This window comes from Virgibacillus indicus (assembly GCF_002266285.1).
Taxonomy (GTDB): domain Bacteria; phylum Bacillota; class Bacilli; order Bacillales; family Amphibacillaceae; genus Virgibacillus_K; species Virgibacillus_K indicus.
Window position 1 is genome coordinate 180,084 of the sequence record NZ_NPMS01000002.1, and the last position, 23,078, is coordinate 203,161.

At 40.3% G+C, this 23,078-nt stretch carries 17 protein-coding genes and 1 riboswitch; of the genes, 8 read left to right on the forward strand and 9 right to left on the reverse strand.

The features are described from left to right. Positions 1 to 469: 469 nt before the first annotated feature. The gene (locus tag CIL03_RS06580; RefSeq protein WP_094884847.1) at positions 470 to 1,879 is read right to left on the reverse strand and encodes a SpoVR family protein; all 1,410 of its coding nucleotides are present in this window, start codon (positions 1,877 to 1,879) and stop codon (positions 470 to 472) included. A 414-nt stretch (positions 1,880 to 2,293) separates the two neighbouring features. On the opposite strand from CIL03_RS06580, the gene CIL03_RS06585 reads away from it, so the two are divergent. Together CIL03_RS06585 and ymzB are read left to right on the forward strand one after the other, a co-directional pair. Continuing rightward, positions 2,294 to 3,676: an alanine/glycine:cation symporter family protein gene (locus CIL03_RS06585; protein WP_094884849.1), complete on the forward strand. Its 1,383-nt coding sequence runs from the start codon at positions 2,294 to 2,296 to the stop codon at positions 3,674 to 3,676. A 137-nt stretch (positions 3,677 to 3,813) separates the two neighbouring features. Beyond that, positions 3,814 to 4,164, forward strand: a complete 351-nt coding sequence (gene ymzB, locus CIL03_RS06590; RefSeq protein ID WP_094884851.1) for a protein YmzB — start codon at positions 3,814 to 3,816, stop codon at positions 4,162 to 4,164. 148 nt (positions 4,165 to 4,312) lie between these two features. On the opposite strand, the gene yhbH is transcribed toward ymzB, so the two are convergent. Beyond that, complete coding sequence (gene yhbH, locus CIL03_RS06595; RefSeq protein WP_094884853.1) at positions 4,313 to 5,476, reverse strand: sporulation protein YhbH; 1,164 nt, start codon at positions 5,474 to 5,476, stop codon at positions 4,313 to 4,315. A gap of 193 nt (positions 5,477 to 5,669) precedes the next feature. After that, entirely contained in the window at positions 5,670 to 7,565 is a 1,896-nt protein-coding gene (locus CIL03_RS06600) for a PrkA family serine protein kinase (RefSeq protein WP_094884855.1), read from the reverse strand. A 152-nt stretch (positions 7,566 to 7,717) separates the two neighbouring features. Between CIL03_RS06600 and CIL03_RS06605 the strand changes: the two genes are divergently transcribed. Continuing rightward, positions 7,718 to 7,984 carry a hypothetical protein gene (locus CIL03_RS06605; RefSeq protein WP_094884857.1) on the forward strand — a complete coding sequence of 89 codons (267 nt, stop codon included), beginning with the start codon at positions 7,718 to 7,720 and terminating at the stop codon, positions 7,982 to 7,984. A 175-nt stretch (positions 7,985 to 8,159) separates the two neighbouring features. Here the strand turns inward: CIL03_RS06605 and CIL03_RS06610 are convergent, their stop codons facing one another. After that, entirely contained in the window at positions 8,160 to 9,326 is a 1,167-nt protein-coding gene (locus CIL03_RS06610) for a TraB/GumN family protein (RefSeq protein WP_094884860.1), read from the reverse strand. Between the two features lie 351 nt (positions 9,327 to 9,677). Continuing rightward, the gene (locus tag CIL03_RS06615) at positions 9,678 to 12,845 is read right to left on the reverse strand and encodes a DEAD/DEAH box helicase (protein ID WP_094884862.1); all 3,168 of its coding nucleotides are present in this window, start codon (positions 12,843 to 12,845) and stop codon (positions 9,678 to 9,680) included. A 139-nt stretch (positions 12,846 to 12,984) separates the two neighbouring features. Between CIL03_RS06615 and CIL03_RS06620 the strand changes: the two genes are divergently transcribed. From CIL03_RS06620 to CIL03_RS06640, 5 genes are all read left to right on the forward strand, one after another. Beyond that, complete coding sequence (locus CIL03_RS06620) at positions 12,985 to 14,175, forward strand: coenzyme F420-0:L-glutamate ligase (RefSeq protein WP_094884865.1); 1,191 nt, start codon at positions 12,985 to 12,987, stop codon at positions 14,173 to 14,175. A gap of 435 nt (positions 14,176 to 14,610) precedes the next feature. Continuing rightward, positions 14,611 to 14,720, forward strand: a riboswitch (SAM riboswitch). Positions 14,721 to 14,841: 121 nt separating this feature from the next. Further along, positions 14,842 to 15,867 carry a methionine ABC transporter ATP-binding protein gene (locus CIL03_RS06625; RefSeq protein ID WP_094884868.1) on the forward strand — a complete coding sequence of 342 codons (1,026 nt, stop codon included), beginning with the start codon at positions 14,842 to 14,844 and terminating at the stop codon, positions 15,865 to 15,867. After that, complete coding sequence (locus CIL03_RS06630; RefSeq protein ID WP_094884871.1) at positions 15,857 to 16,519, forward strand: methionine ABC transporter permease; 663 nt, start codon at positions 15,857 to 15,859, stop codon at positions 16,517 to 16,519. The genes CIL03_RS06625 and CIL03_RS06630 overlap by 11 nt, the downstream gene beginning before the upstream one ends. Before the next feature lie 56 nt (positions 16,520 to 16,575). Then, a complete protein-coding gene (locus CIL03_RS06635; RefSeq protein ID WP_094884874.1) occupies positions 16,576 to 17,436 on the forward strand; it encodes a MetQ/NlpA family ABC transporter substrate-binding protein in 861 nt (286 codons plus the stop codon). Positions 17,437 to 17,452: 16 nt separating this feature from the next. After that, positions 17,453 to 18,655, forward strand: a complete 1,203-nt coding sequence (locus CIL03_RS06640) for a M20 family metallopeptidase (protein WP_094884877.1) — start codon at positions 17,453 to 17,455, stop codon at positions 18,653 to 18,655. Positions 18,656 to 18,974: 319 nt separating this feature from the next. Here the strand turns inward: CIL03_RS06640 and CIL03_RS06645 are convergent, their stop codons facing one another. The 4 genes from CIL03_RS06645 to hprK form a co-directional block, all read right to left on the reverse strand. Beyond that, positions 18,975 to 19,589 carry an NUDIX hydrolase gene (locus CIL03_RS06645; protein WP_094884880.1) on the reverse strand — a complete coding sequence of 205 codons (615 nt, stop codon included), beginning with the start codon at positions 19,587 to 19,589 and terminating at the stop codon, positions 18,975 to 18,977. Between the two features lie 90 nt (positions 19,590 to 19,679). Next, positions 19,680 to 20,726: a tellurite resistance/C4-dicarboxylate transporter family protein gene (locus CIL03_RS06650; RefSeq protein ID WP_240508015.1), complete on the reverse strand. Its 1,047-nt coding sequence runs from the start codon at positions 20,724 to 20,726 to the stop codon at positions 19,680 to 19,682. A gap of 162 nt (positions 20,727 to 20,888) precedes the next feature. After that, positions 20,889 to 21,593 carry an SND2/TMEM208 family protein gene (locus CIL03_RS06655; protein ID WP_094884883.1) on the reverse strand — a complete coding sequence of 235 codons (705 nt, stop codon included), beginning with the start codon at positions 21,591 to 21,593 and terminating at the stop codon, positions 20,889 to 20,891. 258 nt (positions 21,594 to 21,851) lie between these two features. Then, entirely contained in the window at positions 21,852 to 22,778 is a 927-nt protein-coding gene (gene hprK / locus CIL03_RS06660; protein WP_094884886.1) for an HPr(Ser) kinase/phosphatase, read from the reverse strand. Positions 22,779 to 23,078 lie beyond the last annotated feature (300 nt).

The window sequence follows — 23,078 nt, forward strand, 5'->3', positions numbered from 1 at the left end:
GAAAACGTTTTAGTAATAGTCTTAGTTGTGCTTGTCCATTAGGAAACCCCTATACGTCTAAACCGTCAACGTGCAAAACCGCTAATTCTCCTCCCACCTGAAATTTTATAGAATTTTTGAGGAAGGAGTCCTCTTAGCTTATATGATAGATTTACATTAATGTCTAAATCATTTTCTATGCCCGTTCGTTCAAAAATATTAAAAGCGGAAAAATGAGCTTGAAATTATATGCCTATTTTTAGAAAACTTGGCTTATAACTAAAGGGCTTCTTGAAAAGCGTATTTTGCTTTCCTAGAAGCCCTTATACTCTGAAGTGCAAGCTTTAATGACGAAAGCCTTAGATCGACGAAAAGTACTTTTCTCCTGCGATGTTAAAGCCTCGAAGTGTCCCTTATGCACTTATACTGATTTCCTTAAAAAGTTATATTTTTCAGTGTAAAAAGCAAATAGTAAACTAACCTTAATTGCTTACAATGACCTCCGATACACTTTCTTCCCATCAAACGAATAAACCATCTGCTTATCCTCTACATATGTCTCCAAATGCACAGTTCTTCCCCATAATTGATGGAGATATGGAAGTACGTTTTCCAGATATGGCAGGTCAAGCTCAGTGCCCTCATAGCCATGCACTAAATATAATTCTCCATTGCGAAGATAATCGCCGTTTTCCACAGTAATATAAGGAAATCCGCCATTCACCCGCATGGAAACAAGCTGGTCTCTGACATTTTCATAATCCTTATCGGTTATCCGGTAATAATCACCCTGTTTCTCGAATAAATACATATCTTCACGCTGCACCAGTTCCTTTGTCAGGTAATTTCTTATGAATGAAATATCTGACTCAATTTCCCTGACTTCAAAAATCTTCTCTCTGCCTAATCCAGGCTCGACACCACGCTTTTTCATTTCATCTGACGGGTTATTATAGCGTTCTTCAATATCCTCAAAAATTTTAATTCCGAGATAGTATGGATTAATCTGCTGCCGGGAAGGCTGCACAACGCCTGCGTTCAACTTGGCAAATTCAATTGTTTCATCTGTCGTTAAATTCATTTCCCTTAAGATTCGCTGATGCCAATAGGAAGCCCAGCCTTCATTCATGATTTTTGTCTCAAGCTGCGGCCAGAAATAAAGCATTTCCTCTCGCATCATTGTTAAAATATCACGCTGCCAATCTTCCAATTCACGACTGTGCTCCTGAATAAACAGCAAAATATCCTTCTCAGGCTTCGGTGGGAATTTTTTTCTCCGCTTTTTCTTCGGCTTTTTGTCAGACTCTTTCTGATCCAGGCTCCATAGGTCATCATAAGGTGTTTTTATCTTTGGACTTTCTTCCTCTTCATCTTCTTCTAAATCCTGGGCAGACAGCTTTGGCCTTACAATCGATGGGTCGATATGCTCCTGTATTGCCAGTATTGCATCAAGGAAACTTTCCACCTCGTCTTTGCCGTATTCCATTTCATAGCTTGCAATCCGCTCCGCTGTTGCGGTCATGCTCTCAACCATATCGCGTCTCGTATTGGAAAAACGGACATTATTTTTGAAAAAATCGCAATGGGCAAGGACGTGTGCAATAATCAGCTTGTTCTGGATAAGACTATTCGTATCGAGCAGAAATGCGTAACAGGGATTAGAATTAATTACAAGCTCATAGATCTGGCTCAATCCAAGATCATACTGCAGCTTCATTTTATGAAACTGTTTTCCAAAGCTCCAATGAGTAAACCTCGTCGGCATGCCATAAGCGCCAAATGTATAAATAATATCAGCAGGACAAATCTCATAACGCATCGGATAAAAGTCAAGTCCAAATCCGGAAGCAATCTCTGTAATTTCCTCAATCGACCGGGTAAGTGCTTTTGTTTCCGTCAAATAGGATCCCTCCAAAATATGCTTTCTATAGTTTATGAGACAGGAACGAAATGATGAACAAGATATTTTGAGCAAAGGAAAAAATCTCTATATTTCACAGTAAATCTTTGTATGAATACATCATTTCACGAAAACTTTAAGCAGGAGGAGGCGTGCTATATTTTTTATGGGAAAACAAGATTATAACTTCTTATAAAAAGAAATTTTACGATAATTAACTAAAAAGTTTCGTTAATTGTCCTATGCAAATGAATAATCCAGTATTATACTATTAGATGTGCTATAGCATTTCTTACTATATTTCCATAAGTAATGTAAGCGTTTCATGACTACGTTTACATTAACTGGCACCATGAAATTCTAATAGAAATGTGTTTTAGCATATTGTAATTTACCTAGGGGGATATAATTTATATGTTAGCGATTCTTGAAAACATCAATGATTTACTTTGGGGTACACCCACGTTAATATTACTAGTTGGAACTGGTTTCTTTTTAACGATTATTTTAAAAGGCTTACAGTTTAAAAAGCTTTTATACGCGTTTAAATTAGCATTTTTCAAGGATAAAGACGAGGACCCTGAAGCTGAAGGGGACGTTAGTAATTTTAAGGCACTGATGACGTCACTTGCTGGTATGATTGGTAATGGTAATATCGCAGGTGTTGCAACAGCGGTCACACTTGGCGGACCTGGTGCCATCTTTTGGATGTGGGTCGTTGGACTGCTTGGAATGGCAACGAAATATGCCGAGGCGTTACTCGCCATGAAATATCGAGTTAAAAATGCAGATGGTGAGTATTCCAGCGGTCCGATGTATTATATTGAACGAGGTATTGGTCCAAAGTGGAAACCTCTTGCAGTAGCTTTTGCAGCATTCGCAGCATTTGCTGCACTCGGAATTGGAAATAGTGTACAATCCAACACGATTGCGGATGTAATGGATAACAGTTTTAATATCAGTGGAGTGGTAACAGGAATTATTCTTGCTATTCTAACCTCGCTGATTATTTTTGGTGGATTGCAGCGGATAAGTGCTGTAGCTGGAGTCTTTGTACCGGTAATGGCAATACTCTACATAGGTGCTTCACTTGTTATTCTTGCAATCAATTATGACAACATCATCCCTGCTTTTTCATTAATTTTCGAATATGCTTTTAACCCGATTTCAGCAGTGGGTGGATTTTCAGGTATTGTCGTTTCGGAAGCGATTCGTAATGGGGTATCAAAGGGCATTTTCTCAAACGAAGCCGGTCTTGGTACTGTAGCACTAATCGCTGGCAATGCGAAAACAAGCCATCCTGTAAAACAGGCACTTGTTGCAATGACAGGTACGTTTATCGTAACGATTATTGTTTGTACAATGACAGGACTTGTCCTAATCGTAACTGGATTTTGGGATACGACAGGTGGACTTCTTTCCGGTGTGACACATGATGCATCACTGGAGGCTGGTGCATTAACAAGTTCAGCGTTTGGTGCATCCTTAGGTTCAATCGGTGAATATATTGTTTCCGTGTCTGTTGTCTTCTTTGGATTCTCAACCATATTAGGTTGGTATGTATACGGCGTCAAATGCTTTGAATATTTTTTTGGCCTTAAATTCATTGGTCTTTACCGATTTATTTACGTAGGCGCAACTTTCATTGGAACCGTTGCCAGTCTAAATACTGTATGGGCTTTTGCCGATATGGCTAATGCATTAATGATGATTCCAAACTTAATCGGACTCCTTTTCTTATATAAAGTTGTTAAAAGTGAGACAGAGGATTATTTCGGCAAGTTTAGATTGAATTAGATATATGAAAGCCTGAGTTATTGAAGTGTCAATAATTCAGGCTTTTTATTTACGCTTGTGGAAGATACAGAAATTCCCAGTGAATTTTTGTATGATTGCATTATTATAGGAAACTTTAAGCAGAAGGAGGGATAACCTTGAAGCAGCATTTTTTAACTATAGAACAGTTTGATGATTTATTGAAACAGTGGAACGGGAATAGCGTTAAAGTTTTAAAGTATGAGATGGACGATCTTGATGAAACCATACTCGAGCTGAGCTCGATTTCGTATTCCACAGACACTAGGGACATTGATGGTTATGAGGCTATGCACACATTAAATTTAAATGGCGATGGACAAATACAAACAGTGGCCAGCCAATTCCAGCCACTTCCATCAGCTTTATATGAAATCCCCCTTGAAGATTCCTCACTCTATGAATTTGATGGGAATCGCTTCATTATAAGCACGAACAGAGCCGTTTATAAAATTGAACTTGTGGAGTAGAATGTGCTGAGGCCTGCTTAGTTGGATGAATTGCTGAAGTTCACAATTGAACCGGTAATTAAGCAGTGACAATGCAGCAGCTAAGACCCGGTCACAACAATACAGCAGACACTGCTCCGCATCCACCGGGCAGTGCCTGACATTAAAATTATACAGTTGCAGCTTCCTTCTGGAAGAAGCTTTTCATGGCGTGGTAGACATCTTGCTTCTCTTTTAGAATATAATGACGGAATTTGGGATTTTCAATCGTTTTATAGGCAGACATCAATGTGGAATAGCGGCTGTATGCATTTACCTCACCATAGCCAAACATGCTGGAAATATCCATGAGGTCATTGACGAGCTGAATGCATTTCTTGTTATCCGAGGAAATATTTTCCCCATCTGAAAAATGGAATGGATAAATATTATAGCGGCGCGGGTGAAATTTTTCATCTACTAGCTCAAGCGCCTTCAGGTAGGCTGATGAGCAACGAGTTCCGCCGCTTTCCCCTTTGGAAAAAAAGGCCTCCTCAGAAACTACTTTTGCTTCCGTATGATGTGCAATAAATTCAATTTCTACCGTCTCGTATTTTGTCCTTAAGAATTTTGTCATCCAAAAGAAGAAGCTCCTTGCCATATACTTTTCAAATGTCCCCATAGACCCGCTCGTATCCATCATCGCAAGAACAACTGCCTTTGATTCCGGTTTTACCACATCATTCCATGTTTTGAAGCGAAGGTCGTCATTATAAATCGGTGTTATTTCTGCTTTTCCCTTTGTAGCGTTTCTTTTTAATGCCGATAGGATGGTTCGTTTTTTATCAACATTTCCCATTAGCCCTTTTTTGCGTACATCATTAAATTCTACATCCTCTATTGTGATCTCTGCCTGTTCCTTTTCCTGCAGATTCGGCAGTTCCAGCTCTTTAAACAATACATTCTCAATCTCTGCTATCGAAATATCTGCTTCATAGTAGTCTTCACCAGCCTGATCGCCAGCCTGGTCTCCTTTTCCAGGTCCCTTTTTCCCCTTACCCGGATCCCGAGCAATCACATCTCCTACTTCACTGTCGCCATCCCCCTGCCCCACATGCTTTCTTTTGTCATGGCTGTAGCGAATCTTATATTCATCTAACGAGCGGATTGGTATCTTTATAACATCATGGCCATTTGACATGATAATATTTTCTTCACTGATTAAGTCAGGTAAATTATTCTTAATAGCATCCTTTACTTTATCCATATGGCGCTGCTGATCTTGATAACCTTTACGATGGAGGGTCCAGTTTTCCTGAGAGACGACAAAACTTTTCTCTTGTTTTTCGTTCATTTCCATCCCCACCTATTTATTTTTTGAAAATCTTTGAGACAGGTGTTCAAAAGAGTGAATATACCAGCACTTAAGAGCCACCTGTTAATAGTTATTTTATTTATACTATGCAGCAGCATACAAGTTATTTCCATTTAAGTATAAAAAAACAAGACTAACTTACTGATCAGTCTTGTTTTTTTATATTCACTCCCTATCGATTAAGCAAGCTTCCTACATACCGCAGTAATTCATTTGCAGAAATAGAATTATAGCCATATTCGTCGATAAGCCTTGCAACCACTTCGTTTATCTTCTTGAGCTGCTCCTCATCTGGTGTTTTGGAGGAGGTGGTAATTTTCACGACATCCTTCAGATCCGCAAACAGTTTCTTTTGAATAGCTTCCCGCAGACGCTCATGGGAATTATAATCAAATCGCTTGCCTTTTCGAGCAAAGGCAGAAATACGAATAAGAATTTCTTCCCTGAATGCCTTTTTCGCATTTTCTGAGATGCCAATCTGCTCCTCAATGGAACGCATCAGCTTTTCATCCGGATTCATCTCTTCACCTGTCAACACATCGCGGATCTTATTCTTATTGCAAAATGCCTCCACATTATCCAAGTAATTATCCATGAGTGTTTTGGCTGACTCTTCATAGGAATATACAAATGCTTTCTGAATTTCCTTTTTGGCGATTTCATCATATTCTCTTCTGGCAACAGCAATATAATTCATATATTTTTCTTTGTCTTCCTGTGAAATTGATGGATGCTGGTCAAGCCCATCCTTCAGGGATCTTAGCACATCAAGCGCATTAATTGCCGGAACCTCTTTTCGGATTATCGTTGAAGAAATCCGGTTAATCACATATCTTGGGTCAATCCCATCCATACCTTCATCTGAAAACTCATTCTTCAATTCATCAACATCTATCTGGTTATAGCCTTCTACACTTTCCCCGTCATAGAGCCGCATTTTCTTCACATTATCAATACCCTGTTTCTTGGAATCTTTAATTCTCGTCAGGATGGAAAAAATAGCTGCAACTCGTAATGCATGAGGTGCAATATGAACATGAGACATATCACTTTCCTGAATCATTTTTTGATAGATTCGTTCTTCCTGACTCACTTTCAGGTTATACGGAATTGGCATAACGATGATTCTAGAGTGGAGTGCTTCGTTCTTTTTATTGGAAATGAAGGAGCGATACTCTGTTTCATTGGTGTGCGCTACGATCAGCTCATCCGCACTTATGAGTGCAAATCTTCCTGCTTTAAAATTCCCTTCTTGTGTTAGGGAAAGCAGATGCCAGAGGAATTTCTCATCACATTTCAGCATCTCCTGAAACTCCATCATTCCGCGGTTTGCCTTGTTCAATTCACCATCAAAGCGGTAGGCGCGGGGATCTGATTCGGAACCAAATTCGGCAATCGTTGAAAAATCAATGCTTCCCGTTAAATCGGCAATATCCTGTGATTTTGGATCTGACGGTGTAAATGTTCCAATTCCGACACGTTTATCCTCCGACAAGAGAATCCGTTCTACTTCAACATCTTCAATTCTCCCACCATATTCCTTCTCAAGCCGCATCGTATTCAGTGGTGATAAGCTTCCTTCAATCCGTATGCCATATTCTTCAGCGAAATCCTCCCTTAAATGCTGTGGTATCAGATGAAGTGGATCTTCATGCATTGGACAGCCCTTAATCGCATAGACCGCCCCCTCCTCTGTCCGGGAATATTTCTCTAATCCCCGTTTCAGCATCGTTACAATCGTTGATTTCCCCCCACTTACGGGTCCCATTAATAATAAAACACGTTTACGAACATCAAGCCGTTTCGCGGAAGGGTGAAAGTATTCCTCAACAAGTCGTTCAATCGCCTCTTCCAGCCCAAATATTTCCTCCCCAAAAAAATCATACATTTTTTGTCCGTCTTTCTCTGATAAGCCTGAGCTTTTTATCATATTATATACACGGGAATGTGCAGTTTGGGCTACCTCTGGCCGTTGACTCACAATTTCCAAATAATCCGAGAAAGTACCTTCCCACTTCAGCTGTCTTTCTTCTTCTCTATAACTCTTAACTTTGTTTAGTATATCCATTATACTCCCTCCATCAAGGTAGCGATTTATACATGTTATGCGGAAATGGGCTTTATCATGCCGGATAGTTTCAGTTCTATTTTTTTAATACCTACCGATAACTTCATGAATTATGTATAATAGGAACCAATAATATTGAGGAGGATGATCACATGGCAAAATCTAAAGCAGTGAAGCATCGGGAAAAATTAGCACGCGAAGGCCGGCTGAATCCAGAAGTTGGCAGAAGTCCTTTTACACAGCTTGATTTACGTACACGTAAGACAAAAACGAAGAAAGAGAAATTATATCGAATCAAACACAAGAATCGTGGTCCATCTAAATGGGAAAACGGTTCTTTTTTTGGCCAGAAAATGTTGGTACATGATGTGAAAGGCTTCTGTGGAGAGATATCAAGCTCAGAGGAAGTTGAGAAATAAAGCAGTTACTATGAGAGAAAACAAAGAAAAATTCAATTACCTCTCAACACCAGCCGGATATCTCTCAACTTTACACCATTTTCTCTTAACTATTAACATTTTTCTCTCAGGATTAGTGGAAAATTATAAGAAAACCCCTTCCACAGTCCACAGCAGAAGAGGCCCCATTATTTCCCTATAAATTTTCAATAAACAGTCTAATAACATCCGCACCGCCAATAAATGTTCCGAGTGAGCTTCCCAGATTAGCCAAAACGACTACAAGCAAAACCCGTGTTACTTTATTATTCCAAAAGCCCTTTAATGTAAAAACATCATTGGTAAGATTTTCGAAATCACCTACATTCGGCCGTTTGATATAGGCCTGTACAATGCCTGCAAACCATCCTGCCGCAAGAAGCGGATTTAATGACGTTATCGGTGCAGCAACAAATGCTGTCAGTATGGTCAGCGGGTGTCCCAATGCAATTGCAGCTCCAATTGCTGATAAGGATCCATTCCAGATCACCCAGCTGATTGTCTGCTGAATTCCTGCAGTTGGATTTGCATAAAAGGTATAGGCGATAAGCGCAAGAATGATGATCGGAATTGACCAGCCAATTATTTTAGGTGTCTTCGATTTTTTAGGCAGTCTGTTCAATTTAGCTAGATCATGATTCTTTCTAATTTCCTTCGTAATCCCGGGAACATGGGCAGCACCAAGAACAGCAACCACCTTCTTCCCCGGGGCATCCTTAATTTTCTGTGATAAATACTGATCCCGCTCATCTATTAAGGGAGTCTTTAATTTTGGAAAGGTTTCTGTAAATTCATTAAGGATGGTATTGATTGTATCCTGTGATTTCATTTTTTCCAGTTCTTCTTCTGTAATACTCTCTTTACTGAAAATACTGGCAATCACTTGCATAAGCAGAATAGCTTTCCCTTTAATTCCAATACTGCCCCAGATCCGGGCAAAGGTTGTCTGGATATTTCTGTCTGCCAGCACAAGTTCTGCATCAATTGTATTTGCCGACTCGATCCCCTGAATCATTTCCTGACCGGGCTTTATGTCAAATTGATCGGCCATCCGTTTTTGAAACGAAGAAATTGCCAGGTTCATCAGCAGCAAGGATGCTTTCTTTTCTTTTATAACCTTAAAAATATCCATATTCTTCCATTTATTGCCTTCTTTAATCGACTGGTATCGTTGCTCATCCAATTCGATACAGACGGAATCCGGCTTTTCTGCCTCGATAACATCTTTCACCTGTTCAGCACTGTGTTTTGACACATGGGCGGTTCCAATCAGAATAAATTCTTTATCATCTATATGTATTCGCGTAATATTTTCTTCCGTCATAAAGTCCCTTCCTTACAGACAATCTTGTTATATCTGGTACAGATACGAAAAGTCTTAACGTTAATTATACGTTAAACTGGAGAAATTTTATACAATAAAAACATCGACACGGCAAAGCGACTGCATGCTGCGTTTTTAAGAAGGATTTACATATTAGGCACTGGCCTTTATTACCTTCTTCATTGAAAAAAAATTGCTGAGCTCGGAGGTAGTTCCTTTCTTCTGGAAAAGTTAGGACAGTCTAAGTCGTGCGACAACCACATAAAGTCGCGCGTTGTCTCTACTTTATTGGGATATCGCGCGACTTTTAAAAGGTTTCGCACAACTAATATAAAAAATTAACCCTTCAAGCTATATCATCAATAATTCCCGTATATCTTCCTCCGTAAGCACAGAAGCTCCCTTGTCTCCTGGATCAATAATTTCTTCAATCAAATGTCTCTTTTTCTCCTGCAGCTCATTCATTTTTTCTTCAATTGTCCCACGGGAAACGAGTTTGATGACCTGAACCGCATGCTTTTGTCCCATACGGTGTGCACGATCAGCCGCCTGCTCTTCAACTGCAGGGTTCCACCATAGATCATATAAAATTACTGTATCCGCACCGGTTAAGTTGAGTCCGGTTCCACCTGCTTTCAGGGAAATCAGAAATAAATCACGCTCGCCTGTGTTAAATCGATTGCATATTTCCACCCGCTCCTCTGCCGGGGTTTGTCCATCAAGATAGAAAAACGGCAGCCCTTGACCCGCAAGCTCTCTGCCAATAATATCAAGCATTTTTGTAAACTGGGAAAAAATCAAAACTCTTCTGCCGGAAAGCATGGATTCCTCCAGTATTCGCAGCAGTTGATCAAATTTTGCTGAGCTTCCTTCATAACCGTCAACAAACAATGCTGGATGGCAGCAGATCTGCCTTAGTCTCGTCAGGCCTGCAAGTATTTTAATACGATTTTTCCTGAATGTCTCTTTGTCCAGATGCTTTAATGTGTCAACCTTTAATTTCGCCAAATAAGCAGCATACAGCTTCTTCTGATCTGGCAGCAGCTGCACAGATTCGAGTGATTCGATTTTTTCAGGAAGCTCTGAAAGTACATCCTCTTTTAATCTGCGAAGTAAAAATGGCTGAATTCTCCTGGAAATTTTAGCTTTTGTCAGATGACTATATTCCCTTAACCCTTGGAAAAGTTCCGGAAAAACAACATGGAATATCGACCATAGCTCTTCAAGTGAGTTCTCTACAGGAGTGCCTGTAAGTCCAAAACGGTGACTTGCCTGGATTCGCTTCACCGCTCTGGCCGTTTGGGTAATCGGATTTTTAAAGGCCTGTGCCTCATCGAAAAACACGGTATGGAAGTTTTGCTTCTCAAACCATTTGATATCCTTTCTCAGCAGTGGATACGATGTAATCACCACGTCCTTTTCGAGCACACTTTTCTGTATATCAAGACGCTTCGCCTTGCTTCCATCGATAATGGAAGCCTGCAGCTCAGGTGTGAAAGTATCAATTTCATTCAGCCAGTTATACATTAGCGATGATGGGCAAACAATCAGCACAGGCAGCTTACTTTTACGTATGGCCTTCAGCTCTGATAGGATATAGGTAATACTTTGCAGGGTTTTTCCAAGTCCCATATCATCTGCCAAAATTCCGCCAAAACCATAGCTTGCAAGTGTTTTCAACCATATATACCCATGCTTTTGATAATTGCGAAGGATTGGCTCAAGGCTTTCTGGCACCTTAAATGCTTTATCATCTGGATTTATAATTTTCTCCAGGAATTGATGGAAGGATTTTTTTAATGTGAAAATATTTTGGTCATCCATTGAATCAAGAACCCTGAGACCCTCGATGACAGGGTAATTCAGTCCTTTTTCCAGATCCTCATCCTGTTTTGGCACAGCATTAAGAAATCGTTGAATCTCTTGATACTCCCTTGTTTCCAGTGAAAGCAATGAGCCATCCCTCAGGCGGTAATATTTTCGTTTTTCTTCTACAGCCTGCAGCAACTCACGTATATCCTTTTCAGGAATACCATCCATCGAAAATTTGAATTCCAGCCAATTGGTTCGCTCCTTTTTAATCTTTACATTGATCTTTGGAGGCGTATTCTTTTTGACAATCCTTGTTCTTACAGCCGTGGTGGCATAGACATTAACATGCTTTTGCAGCTCTGGCAGAATATGATACAAAAATTCATATTCCAGCTCCTCATGATGCAGGAAATAACTCTCTTCTGTTTTTGTAAAGGAGCTTTCTTCCATCAAATCTAATATAATTTTTTCTTTTTCCAGATCACGGAAAATCAGGTCAGCCGATTGATTCTTCCTGCTGTCTGCCGGATTGATAACGATATTTTCATAGTGGAACTCGAGACTTGCAAGCAGACGGTTTTTCAGGCGATCCAGGTACAGCTTGGCAGCCAGCGGGGGCTTGCTGAACTGCCCTGAAACCTCTTCCTCTATGCTAACTTCGCCTAATTTTTTCAGGCTAGCTATTGTTTTTTCCAAAAAAGGATTCAGCTGATCCTTGGAAATTGGAATCTGACTCGCCTCAGTTTTCTCAAGCATTTGCTTTAATTCGGAAAGCCGTTTGCAATCCTCTACTAAAAGTTGATGAAATATACCGTCTGCTAGAACAATGCTGTAAGGCTCCATGACAACGAGCTGGTAAAGCCCATTAATCTTCAGCTGATAGTCTTGCCCATCATTTTTTAAAAAATAAAATTTCAACGGCAGCTTCTGATCAGACAAGTTCAACCCTTCATAGGTTCTCCCGCCGTATTCCAGCTTTACGAATGGCGCAGCTGTAAGCAGGGGCTGTAATTTTTCCCAGGAGGATGGTGGGATGAGCAGCAATTGCCTGTTTTCCACTTCTTCAGCGAGATAGCTTTTTTCATCATCAACAATTTGCATCAGCTGCCTAATTACAGCATTTGTATCACGTGAAAAGCAGTGAAGCTCCGGATCATAGATAAAGGAAGCAGAGAGCCTGTGCTTATCTCCAGTCTTCAGCCTCTCAAGAAATTTCCGGATCGCATGTACCTTGATTGGTCCAAAATTAATTTCGATTCCCAACAAACGACTGCCATCGCTCAGCATAACAGGCCTGCAGGTAAATGCTGGATGAAGCACTTTTCTTTCTTCAAAATGAAGCTGTTCCTCTGTGGATCGCTTTGGCTGATTCTGAAAAAGGCTCAGTACATCATCCGTCAGCGACGGATTCCCATTTTTCTTCTGCTGCAGATCATAAAGCAGCAACAATACAGCTGCAACATGCTGACATTCTGTTTTTACAGAAGCCAGTTTCGGACAGGTGCATTCCGAACGAAAACCTCCCTCACTTCTTTTCTGGACCGTTACATAGAAGTCTTCCTCTTTCCCTGCTACCACAGCCTTACAATAATCCTGGTCATGATTTAGTAATGTAACTTTATTTGAACGGTAAAAATTCTCTCCGCTTTTATAAGAGACAGCTCCGCATTGTTCTTTTATCAGGTTTTTACTAATATTTATATCCAAAAGACTGCCTCCTTCTCGAAAAATTTCTGAAAAACCGAACATTTTTTAAGATACTCTTAGTTTACTTATACCACTAAAATGTTGTATATTACAAGTTGACACAACTTATATAATTATACCAGCTCTAGGAGGCGGTTGTATGGAAAGAGTAGTCGGAACAGTTATCAGAGGTCTCCGCTGCCCGATCATCAATGAAGGGGATAATATCGAAGAAATAGTTGTAGATAGCGTGTTGAAAGCATCTGAAGTGGAAGGCTTTGACATAAATGACAAAGATATTGTGACATTAACAGAGTCAATAGTCGCCCGTGCACAGGGTAACTATGCGAAAACTGAAGCTATTGCACAAGATGTACGTTCAAAGTTTGGGGATGACACAATCGGCGTACTGTTTCCCATCCTGAGCCGGAATCGCTTTTCTAATTTACTGCGCGGGATTGCAAAAGGAGCAAAAAAGATTGTTTTAATGCTCAGCTATCCTTCAGACGAGGTAGGCAACCACTTAGTGGACATTGATCTGCTTGATGAAAAAGGGGTAAACCCCTGGACAGATGTCCTTACAGAAAAACAATTCCGTGATTATTTTGGATTTATTAAACATACATTTACCGGTGTTGATTACATCGAATACTATAAATCATTAGTTGAGGAATTTGGCATTGAGTGTGAAGTTATTTTCTCCAATAATGCGAAAACCATTTTGGATTACACAAAAAGTGTACTTACTTGTGATATCCACTCCCGATTCAGAACAAAACGAATTTTAATAAATAATGGCGGAGAAAAAGTGTATGGCCTTGATGATATTCTAAAAGAGTCTGTGAACGGAAGCGGCTATAATGAGCAATACGGTCTGCTTGGTTCCAATAAATCAACAGAAGATAATATTAAGCTTTTCCCACGGGAATGTCAGCCAGTGGTCGACAACATTCAGAAAAAACTCAAAGAAAAAACTGGAAAAGACATAGAAGTTATGATTTATGGGGATGGCGCCTTCAAAGATCCTGTAGGGAAAATCTGGGAGCTCGCAGATCCAGTTGTTTCTCCTGCATATACGCCAGGACTTGACGGTACCCCAAATGAAGTAAAATTAAAATACCTTGCAGATAACAATTTCTCTGAATTAAGAGGAGAAGAACTGCAGCAGGCGATTTCCAAGTATATCGATAATAAAGAGGCAGACCTTGTAGGCGCAATGGAAGCTCAAGGGACCACTCCAAGAAAGCTGACAGATCTCATCGGCTCGCTTTCTGATTTAACATCCGGAAGCGGCGATAAAGGTACTCCGATTGTGTTTATTCAGGGGTATTTTGATAATTATACGAAATAGGTTAGGGACTGTATATTTTAGGTGGTCTATTTACAGGCTGGCGGGCTGGAACTTGAGAGATAAATCGGAATAGTTGAGAGTTAACAGCTTGTACTTGAGAGAACTTCTGTTGAAGTCGAGAGATAATCCTGTACAATTTCTATTTCTCTCAACTATCTTACTTCCCCTCTCAACTTTTGAAGGTCATCTCTCAACTTTAGGGTATTATCTTTCAACTAAAGAAATACAACTCATAAATCTCATGCCAAAACCTTAAAAAGTAAGCTGGAACCTGTCACTGACACAGGCTCCGGCTTTTTTACGGGTAACCTTAATTTGAAAGCGCATCCATTAGTCAGAATTATTTTACTTTAAAAAATTCATTGACTTCCACTGGAAACCACTATAGACTTATATTTAATTCTTAAAACAAACAAATAAATAGCAACACATCAATTCTTATCAAGAGAGACTGAGGGACTGGCCCAAAGATGTCTCGGCAACAGGTTCATTATTGAATACTGTGCCAATTCCAGCAGATGCTTTTAGCATTTGACAGATGAGAACGAGATGGTTTCTTACATAGAACCCTTCTTTTTCTTATCTATATTAGAAAAAGAAGGGTTTTTTCGTTCTATTAAAAATTATATCACACAAGTTTTGAACAACGTTTCAGGAGGTCAGCACATGATTGAATTTAAAAATGTATCAAAGACCTTTCGTCTTGGAAAGCGCGAGGTAAAAGCAGTAAAGGATGTTTCCCTATCTGTTGAGAAAGGAGATATATTCGGCATCATTGGCTTCAGTGGAGCGGGAAAAAGTACATTGCTTCGCCTGGTAAACATGCTGGAACGTCCAACTGCCGGAAGTGTGCTGATTCAGGACATAGACGTCAGTAAGCTGTCTCCCAAGGATTTACGGACAAGGCGCAGAAATATCGGCATGATCTTTCAAAATTTCAACCTCTTTAACTCACGAACGGTCGCCGGCAATGTTGCCTATCCATTGAAATTGGCTGGTGGCTCAAAAAAGGAAATCAATAAACGTGTACAGGAGCTGCTTAATTTCGTTGGCCTGGCAGAAAAGGCAAAGGATTATCCGGATCAACTCTCCGGCGGGCAGAAGCAGCGTGTTGGCATCGCCAGGGCACTTGCCACCTCTCCAGATATTCTTATCTGTGATGAAGCAACCTCGGCACTCGATCCTGATACAACTGCTGACATTCTGAGATTACTGAAAAAGGTAAACCGTGATTTAGGGATCACTATTTTACTGATCACCCATGAAATGCATGTCATCCAGTCCATCTGCGACAAAGTAGCAGTAATGGAAAACGGGGAAGTCATTGAGTCCGGCAATGTATTTGAAACATTCACCGAACCACAGCATGAAACCACGAAACGATTCATTCGTTCCGTTCAGCAGGAGCTGCCATCTGATCAGGTTTTGGAAGAATGGCGGGCAGGTGGTGGTGGCAAGCTGTATCGTGTGATATTCAAAGGTGATGTGGCAAATGATCCTGTGTTATCAACGGTTACCAAGAAAAACAACGTTGACTTCAATATCGTTTATGGAGCTGTTCGCGAACTGCAGGAAAGATTGTTTGGAAATCTGATTGTCTCCTTCATTGGCGAAGCAGACGCAGTTAAGAATACGCTCAGCGATTTACATAAATTAGTTGAGCTGGAGGAGGTTTATTCACATGAAGGTTGATTGGAGTACATTCTGGCCACGAATTGTGGAAGCAACTGGTGAAACATTGACAATGGTTGTTGCTACACTAATTTTCGGCTCTATTATTGGTATCACCATGGGCTTGCTGCTTTTCGTCACAAGAGAAAATAACATTTTGGAAAGTAAGCTTATTTTTCAAATCCTGAATTTCATCATTAATATCATACGGCCGGTACCTTTCATCATTTTCCTTGTTGCCATTTCCCAGTTAACCAGAATAGTAGTCGGCACAACCATCGGAACGGCAGCAGCAATTTTCCCAATGACCATTGTGGCAAGCTTTACAATAGCCAGGGTTGTTGAGAACAATCTTGTCAGCATCGATCCTGGAGTTATTGAAGCAGCACAGGCAATGGGAGCCAGTCCGCTAAGGATCATTTTCACAATATTAATTCCAGAAGCACTAGGGCCGCTGATTTTAGGGCTTACCTTCGTATCTGTCAGTCTGATAGATTTCTCGGCAGTTGCCGGAACAGTTGGCGGCGGGGGCCTCGGACACATAGCCATGACCTACGGCTATCAGCGATTCGACGGCAGTGTCATGCTCGTCACGGTTATTATCTTGATTGTCATGGTACAGCTTGCACAATGGATTGGAAATACACTCTCAAAAAAAATAATGCGGCGTTAACTAATTTTTAAAGTAAACAGATCATTTTAATCAACTTAAACGAGGAGGAATTTTTGATGAAAAAATTATGGATTTTCGCGTTAGCAATAGCTCTCTTACTTCTGGCAGCCTGTGGAAGTACAAGTGCCAGCAGCGACGACGAAACAGTTAAAGTTACAATTGGGGTAAACGGATCAGATGGAGTACAATGGCCACTTTTGAAAGAAAAGGCTGCTGAGGAAGGCATTGAAATCGAGCTTATCGAATTTCAGGATTATACATTGCCAAATAACGCCTTGGCTCAGGGGGACATTGATATCAATGCATTCCAGCACATCGCTTTTCTTGGACAGTACGTGAAAGAAAGTGGTGAAGACATTGTCCCAATTGGCTCAACAATGCTTGCACCGATCGGCATGTATTCTGAAAAAATCAGTGATGTTTCTGAAATTAAAGAAGGGGATAAAATTGCAATCCCGGATGATCCATCCAACCAGGCACGCTCTCTAAGACTGCTTGAAAGTGCTGAACTGATTACATTAGCAGAAGATTTTGGAATGTTTGGAGACCCATCGAAAATTGCGGAAAACCCACTGAATCTTGAGATTATTCCAATGACAGCACAGCAGACACCAAGAGTATTACCTGACGTAACCGCTTCTGTTATTAATAATGGTGTTGCCGGTCAGGCAGGCTTCTCACCAGGCGAAGATCCAATCTACATCGAGGATGCAGAGGGGGAAGCAACACATCCATATGTCAACATCATTGCAGCACGCGGCGAAGATAAGGATAACGAGACATACAAGCGTATTGTTGAGCTTTACCAGGAGGAAGATATTGAACAGGCAATTAAGGATGATACAAACGGCGGCTCATTCCTTGTGAAATTAACACAGGAACAATTGGATAAAGCATTTGAAGCATTAAAAAAATAAAAGGGAGGAATTTTAAATGAGCACAGTAAAAAATCGAAGGGAATTATTGTTTAAATCCATTGAGGAAAACCAGGAGCAATATATTCAAACAAGCCAGGAAATCCATGCCAATCCAGAAATTGGAAATGAGGAAGTTTTTGCAAGTGCCAAGCATGTAGAAACATTGAGAAATGCCGGCTTTGACGTAAAAACGGCAGTTGCCGGACATGAAACCTCCTTTTACGCAGTAAAGGACAGTGGAAAAGAAGGCCCAACGATTGCCTATCTCGCCGAATATGATGCTCTTCCTGGACTTGGCCATGCTTGCGGCCACAACATTATTGGCACAACCAGTGTTGCAGCAGGAATAGCTTTAGCAGAAGCATTGCCTGAAACAGGAGGTCGTGTCCTTGTACTTGGAACACCAGCCGAAGAAGGTGGCCCAAATGGCAGTGCAAAGGGCAGTTTCGTAAAACATGGCTATTTAAAAGATGTTGATGTGGCGCTGATGCTTCATCCTTCAGGAAAAACGTCACTGACTGGTGATTCTCTCGCAGTTGACCCATTAAACTTTCATTTTTATGGAAAACCAGCACATGCTGCCGGGGCACCGGAAAAGGGCATTAATGCACTCGATGCAGTAATCCAGCTGTTCAATGGAATCAGCGCACTTCGTCAGCAGCTGCCAACAGACGTCAGGATTCATGGCATTATCACACATGGCGGGGATGCACCAAACATCATACCAGAATACGCTGCAGCACGTTTCTACATCCGTGCAGAATCCTGGAAAAAAACCGAGGAAACTTCAGCAAAGGTTCGCGCTATCGCAGAAGGCGCTGCACTAGCAACTGGAGCAACAGTCAAAATCGAGCGTTTTCAAAATGAAGTAAAGGATTTCGTTCTCAATTCCGTATTGGATGATGTACTCCATACAGAGCTGGATTCCCTTGGTGAAGTTGTTCACACTGAGAAACGAAAAGGCGGAGGGTCAACAGATGCTGGAAATATCAGCTATGAAGTACCAACCGCCCATGGACATATTAAAATTGGACCAGACGATCTCATCGCACACACCGATGAATTCCGGGAAGCAGCAAAATCAGAGCTTGGTGATAAAGCTATTATAACTGGAGCAAAAGCACTTGCAGCAACAGGCTATAAATTACTGACAGACTTTGAGCTCCTGCACCGGATCAAAAAGGAGTATGAACAGGCATTGGCAGCTAAGGAACAATAACTATAATCGCAATTAGTGAACCTGAAAAACAGTCCTGGGCAGATTAGCCCCGGACTGTTCTTTCTGGAAGGATACTCTCAGCTTCCGGCGAGTTCGATAAAAAGGGCAGCATTATTAATACTTTGGAGTCAGGTTCTATTGGACTTTTTCACAGCGCGGGTAGTTTGTACATGGAGTATCTCTTCGTGACCTTCTCTCATTCTGTCTATAGGAGATCGTCATATTGAGCACCTCTACGTGGACTTCTTGCTTTCTCCGGGCTGGAATTAGTCATATAGAGCACTAATATTAGGCTCTCTTTAACCATCAACCTTTCCCATCACCGAATCATCTCAATAAAATGAGCTAGAATTTTTGCTGTCAGTCCCCAGATAACTTTGTCCTCATAGATATAAAAATACTCATCAATTTTATTCGTCCGCCAGTTATAATCCTCGCCACCTGCTATCAGTTCAAAAGGAAAATCTGCCTCCGGTTCGATTCTGGCATTTACATAATGAATTCGTGGTTTTGTGTTCAGGAAAAAGGATAGTGGAACTGTAAAAACTTCCGCAACCTCATCAGGGTTGGGGTCAATCAAGTGATCATCTTCTATAAACCCGACATGGGGGTAAATAATCATACCAAATGGAGAAACGAAATAATCAAGAGGAGAAACATCAGAAATTTGCTCTCTAAGGATTCCTAATTCCTCCTGTGTCTCTCTTATAGCAGCCATTTGATCGGTTTTATCTTCTTTATCAATTCTGCCTCCAGGAAAGCAAATCTCTCCAGGCTGTCTTCTTAACCTGTGGGAGCGTATTTCAAAAAGGATGTGGAGTCCATCTTCCTTTTGGATCAGTGGCAGAAATACCGCAAATTTTGCAAAATCAGATAGCCCTAGAATTGATGGTGAATGATTTTTTACTTTTCTATTAATACTTTCAACGTTCATGCAGTCACCTCATCTTGTCTGTCATCTATTATAGCACAATAGGCGAAATATTTTGACATAAATGATTGCCCTACAACCGAAGCGAAATAATTACGTCTGCTTCAAGTGATTTGCTGTATGAAGATATATATGATGGACAAGCCCAATAAATACTACAATCCATGAAGCTAATGCCACGTATACCATCACGTGCGGGATGACTTCGAGAAAAGGCACTTCCAATGCCTTGGATAATTGAAAGGTGCTTGTTGTGTACATTGAAAGTGGGAACACCATTCCCCAGAACTGAGCATCATAGGTCAACGGATAGTGATTGTAAATATGGCGCCAAATCATCAAAATAAATAGTAAAGGAATCCACCATGTTCCTGTTATCCAGAAAAATAATGTAAATCCTTTAAGAAATGGAGTAATTTCATCAATCAGTCCCCAATATTCGGAATGCAGGATCAGCGTTGACCCCGCCAATGTCGTAATAGCAACAGCCCCCATATTGATCCAGTATGGAGGTGTGAGTGCATCAAATTTCAATTCGACAAAGGTGAAGCGGTAGAAAATCAATGTGATGATGTTTAAATAGAGCATACATCCGAGGAAATACATACATAGGGTGAAAAACATAATAATTCCCCGTCCGTCTTCTACATGTGGAGTAAGCAATGTACCAAGAATCGAAACCGACTGTGTTCCAACTGCTGCAATCAGCCAGGCACCATTAATTCCCTCAGCAATTGCTGGCTTGTTTTTTCGTACGGTAACGGCGGTGAAAAAGGTATACATGATAATAACCCACAAAATGATTGCAAGAATCCATAGATATAAGGCCAGGGTGTAATTATTTGCAACGATGATCAGCTGGCTGCCAAACACACTGGTGCCGGCAACAAGTGTAAAAAAACCCGGTCCAAGCGTGTGACTTGTTAAATCTTCCCTTAATTTTGGAAAATAAAAAAACAGCCTGATAATTGTAAGCAGCCATAAAGTGAGGTATGCAATGATATTTATGTATAGCAAAACCTTCGAAATAACTTCAAGTCCAAGCAAAAATGAACCGATGGAGAGGGCCCCTGTAGCCATTACCATGGCAAAATACCCTGAAAAAAGATTCTCAGCTTGCTTCTTTATAAAGCCAATCACACTGCCCAGCCCCTTTACCTATATTATGGAAATTATGGTTCCCATTATAGCATTAATTTATTGTTGATGTTTCTTTACTCTTAATATAATAAATAAAAAAAAGAGTTACCAGCCTACAGGCAGCCAGTAACTCTCCTATTTTTTCGTAAATATTACAACAGGTTAAAATGACGCAAAGTCAATACCGGTCAACTGATAGGACAACACTGTCAAAAGCAATAAATAGCCTGCCATCAGCCAATATAGATCAAACTTTGGCTTATCCATATGTACAAGGAAAAGATATATATGAATCACACCGTACAGCATAAGTGAAAAAACATACGTAATTACAAAAAGGTCTACCAGTAAAAATCCGAAAAATAAAATGACAAGTGCAAATACCAATGTAAAAGGAATGTTTACTATTACATATTTGGTCAGCAATTCACGATGAGACATTTTTCTGTTTCCTAAATAGGCAAGAAAAAAGTATATAGATGCATAGCCGATCGCGAATGTCAGAATCCAGGAAAGTGTACTGGTAATAAGAAACATAATTCCAATATCCCTAAACATGCTCAACAGACCGTCGAAACCAAACTTATAAAAAAGAAAACCACAGATACCAATAATTAATGAAAGCAGCAATAAAATAATTGCACTTGTTTCGATACTTATCGTATGATTTGACTTCACCACTGAATGTGGCCTTAAAATAGCATCTTTTAATATACCTTTCGTTTCATTCACACTTTTTCCAAAGTCAAAATTTATCTTATTTTCTTTTTTTGCAGAATCCGCTTGTGATTCCGCAACTGTTACTGTATCAGGATTCCCCTGATTGTTGCTTGACTCAGTATTTTCTTTATAAGAATCTTTCTCCATTTCGTTCACCTCATAAAATAGTAATCTTGTATTAGAAGAATGTGCTTTTTTGATAAAACCTCCTTTTCTGGGAGACAACAGTTAACTGGTTCTTCTGTCCCGATTTTAAATTTCCACATTTTTCTATAATAGGTATACTACATATCCAACACTAAATTAACATGAACTGCAATAGTCAATAATCACTAAACAAAAACCAGTACAGATTCTAAAGACATAGATATAAATACTTATATAAAAGTAATAAAAAAGACGAGATCAGCTGTCCCCGTCTTCTTCATCTGATTCAATTCTGCTCATAAACTCTTCCGCAGCACTATAGCCCTGCTGATGGAGGTACCAGTTGTTTGCCGCTGCTTCAATCAGACCTGCGACATCACGCCCCGGCTGGAGCTGAATCTCAATAAAAGGAATCTTTACCCCCATATAATCTGAGAATTTCTGTTCCAGCTCCAATTCGTTATTCAGGGAATTCTTCTCCCATTTTGTCAGTTTGATATCAAGGGTAATCCTTGTTTCATCCTGGAAAGCCTTTCTTCCGTACACACGGACAACATTCAACAGCCCAATACTTCTCAAAGCCAGAAATTCTTTGTTTTTCTCATTATGGCTTCCAAGAATCGTCCGGTGACTAAGCTTTTTCAATACCACAATATCATCCGCTACAAGCCGGTGGCCCCGCCCAATCAGCGTATGTGCAGTTTCACTTTTTCCGACACCTGATTCCCCGCGCAGCAAAATGCCAATCCCAGATACATTCAGGCAGACGCCATGGAGAGCAATTTCTGGTGCCAATGATTTTGTCAGATAGGCATCTGCCTTTGCAATAAAGTCAGTTGCTTTTTCCTCTGTTCTTAGAAGAGGAATTCCTTCTTTGGAACAATATCGTTTTAAGTATGTCAACCCGCTTTGCCCAGACGTAACAATAAAGCATGGTGGATGATAATTTACCACACTGCCAATCCGTTTCTGACGCTCCTCTTCACTTTGCTGATGTAAATATGTAATTTCCTTTTGACCAAGTATTTGCACCCGTTCCATGGGGAAATATTCAAAAAAACCTGTGAACTCAAGCCCTGGACGATGTGTTTTCGATTTTGCAATTGGCCGGTGCAGCTGATCTTCTGCTGCAAGTATTTCCAATGAAAATTCCTGTACTAATTTTTCAACCGAAACCAATTTCATTTTGTACAACCCCATCCTCTAAAAGTCCTTTTCGTCCATTATACGTTAAAAATAGGATTATTCACGGATTTTATCTACGCATACAAAAAGGTGACATAATTTCACAAGTTATTCTAATTTCGTTTTGATCTCTGCCAAAATCAGCCGATATACAAAGTTGGTATGTTCATACATGATCAAAGTTAACAATGCCGAAAGTTAGGGAGGATTACATGGTTGTGTTGTTATTCCGCATTGATAAATAGAGTAAAGATTTCTACCACGTATATCAGCCTATCATCGATCTAAGCAATAAAAGTA

Bases quoted from the DNA above. Each gene is read 5' to 3' on its own strand.
- CIL03_RS06655 (WP_094884883.1), bottom strand. From the start codon at position 21,593: ATGGAGAAAGATTCTTATAAAGAAAATACTGAGTCAAGCAACAATCAG.
- CIL03_RS06645 (WP_094884880.1), bottom strand. From the start codon at position 19,589: ATGAACGTTGAAAGTATTAATAGAAAAGTAAAAAATCATTCACCATCA.
- CIL03_RS06625 (WP_094884868.1), top strand. From the start codon at position 14,842: ATGATTGAATTTAAAAATGTATCAAAGACCTTTCGTCTTGGAAAGCGC.
- CIL03_RS06605 (WP_094884857.1), top strand. From the start codon at position 7,718: ATGGCAAAATCTAAAGCAGTGAAGCATCGGGAAAAATTAGCACGCGAA.
- CIL03_RS06620 (WP_094884865.1), top strand. From the start codon at position 12,985: ATGGAAAGAGTAGTCGGAACAGTTATCAGAGGTCTCCGCTGCCCGATC.
- CIL03_RS06635 (WP_094884874.1), top strand. From the start codon at position 16,576: ATGAAAAAATTATGGATTTTCGCGTTAGCAATAGCTCTCTTACTTCTG.
- CIL03_RS06585 (WP_094884849.1), top strand. From the start codon at position 2,294: ATGTTAGCGATTCTTGAAAACATCAATGATTTACTTTGGGGTACACCC.
- CIL03_RS06630 (WP_094884871.1), top strand. From the start codon at position 15,857: ATGAAGGTTGATTGGAGTACATTCTGGCCACGAATTGTGGAAGCAACT.
- CIL03_RS06600 (WP_094884855.1), bottom strand. From the start codon at position 7,565: ATGGATATACTAAACAAAGTTAAGAGTTATAGAGAAGAAGAAAGACAG.
- yhbH (WP_094884853.1), bottom strand. From the start codon at position 5,476: ATGAACGAAAAACAAGAGAAAAGTTTTGTCGTCTCTCAGGAAAACTGG.
- hprK (WP_094884886.1), bottom strand. From the start codon at position 22,778: ATGAAATTGGTTTCGGTTGAAAAATTAGTACAGGAATTTTCATTGGAA.
- CIL03_RS06610 (WP_094884860.1), bottom strand. From the start codon at position 9,326: ATGACGGAAGAAAATATTACGCGAATACATATAGATGATAAAGAATTT.
- CIL03_RS06640 (WP_094884877.1), top strand. From the start codon at position 17,453: ATGAGCACAGTAAAAAATCGAAGGGAATTATTGTTTAAATCCATTGAG.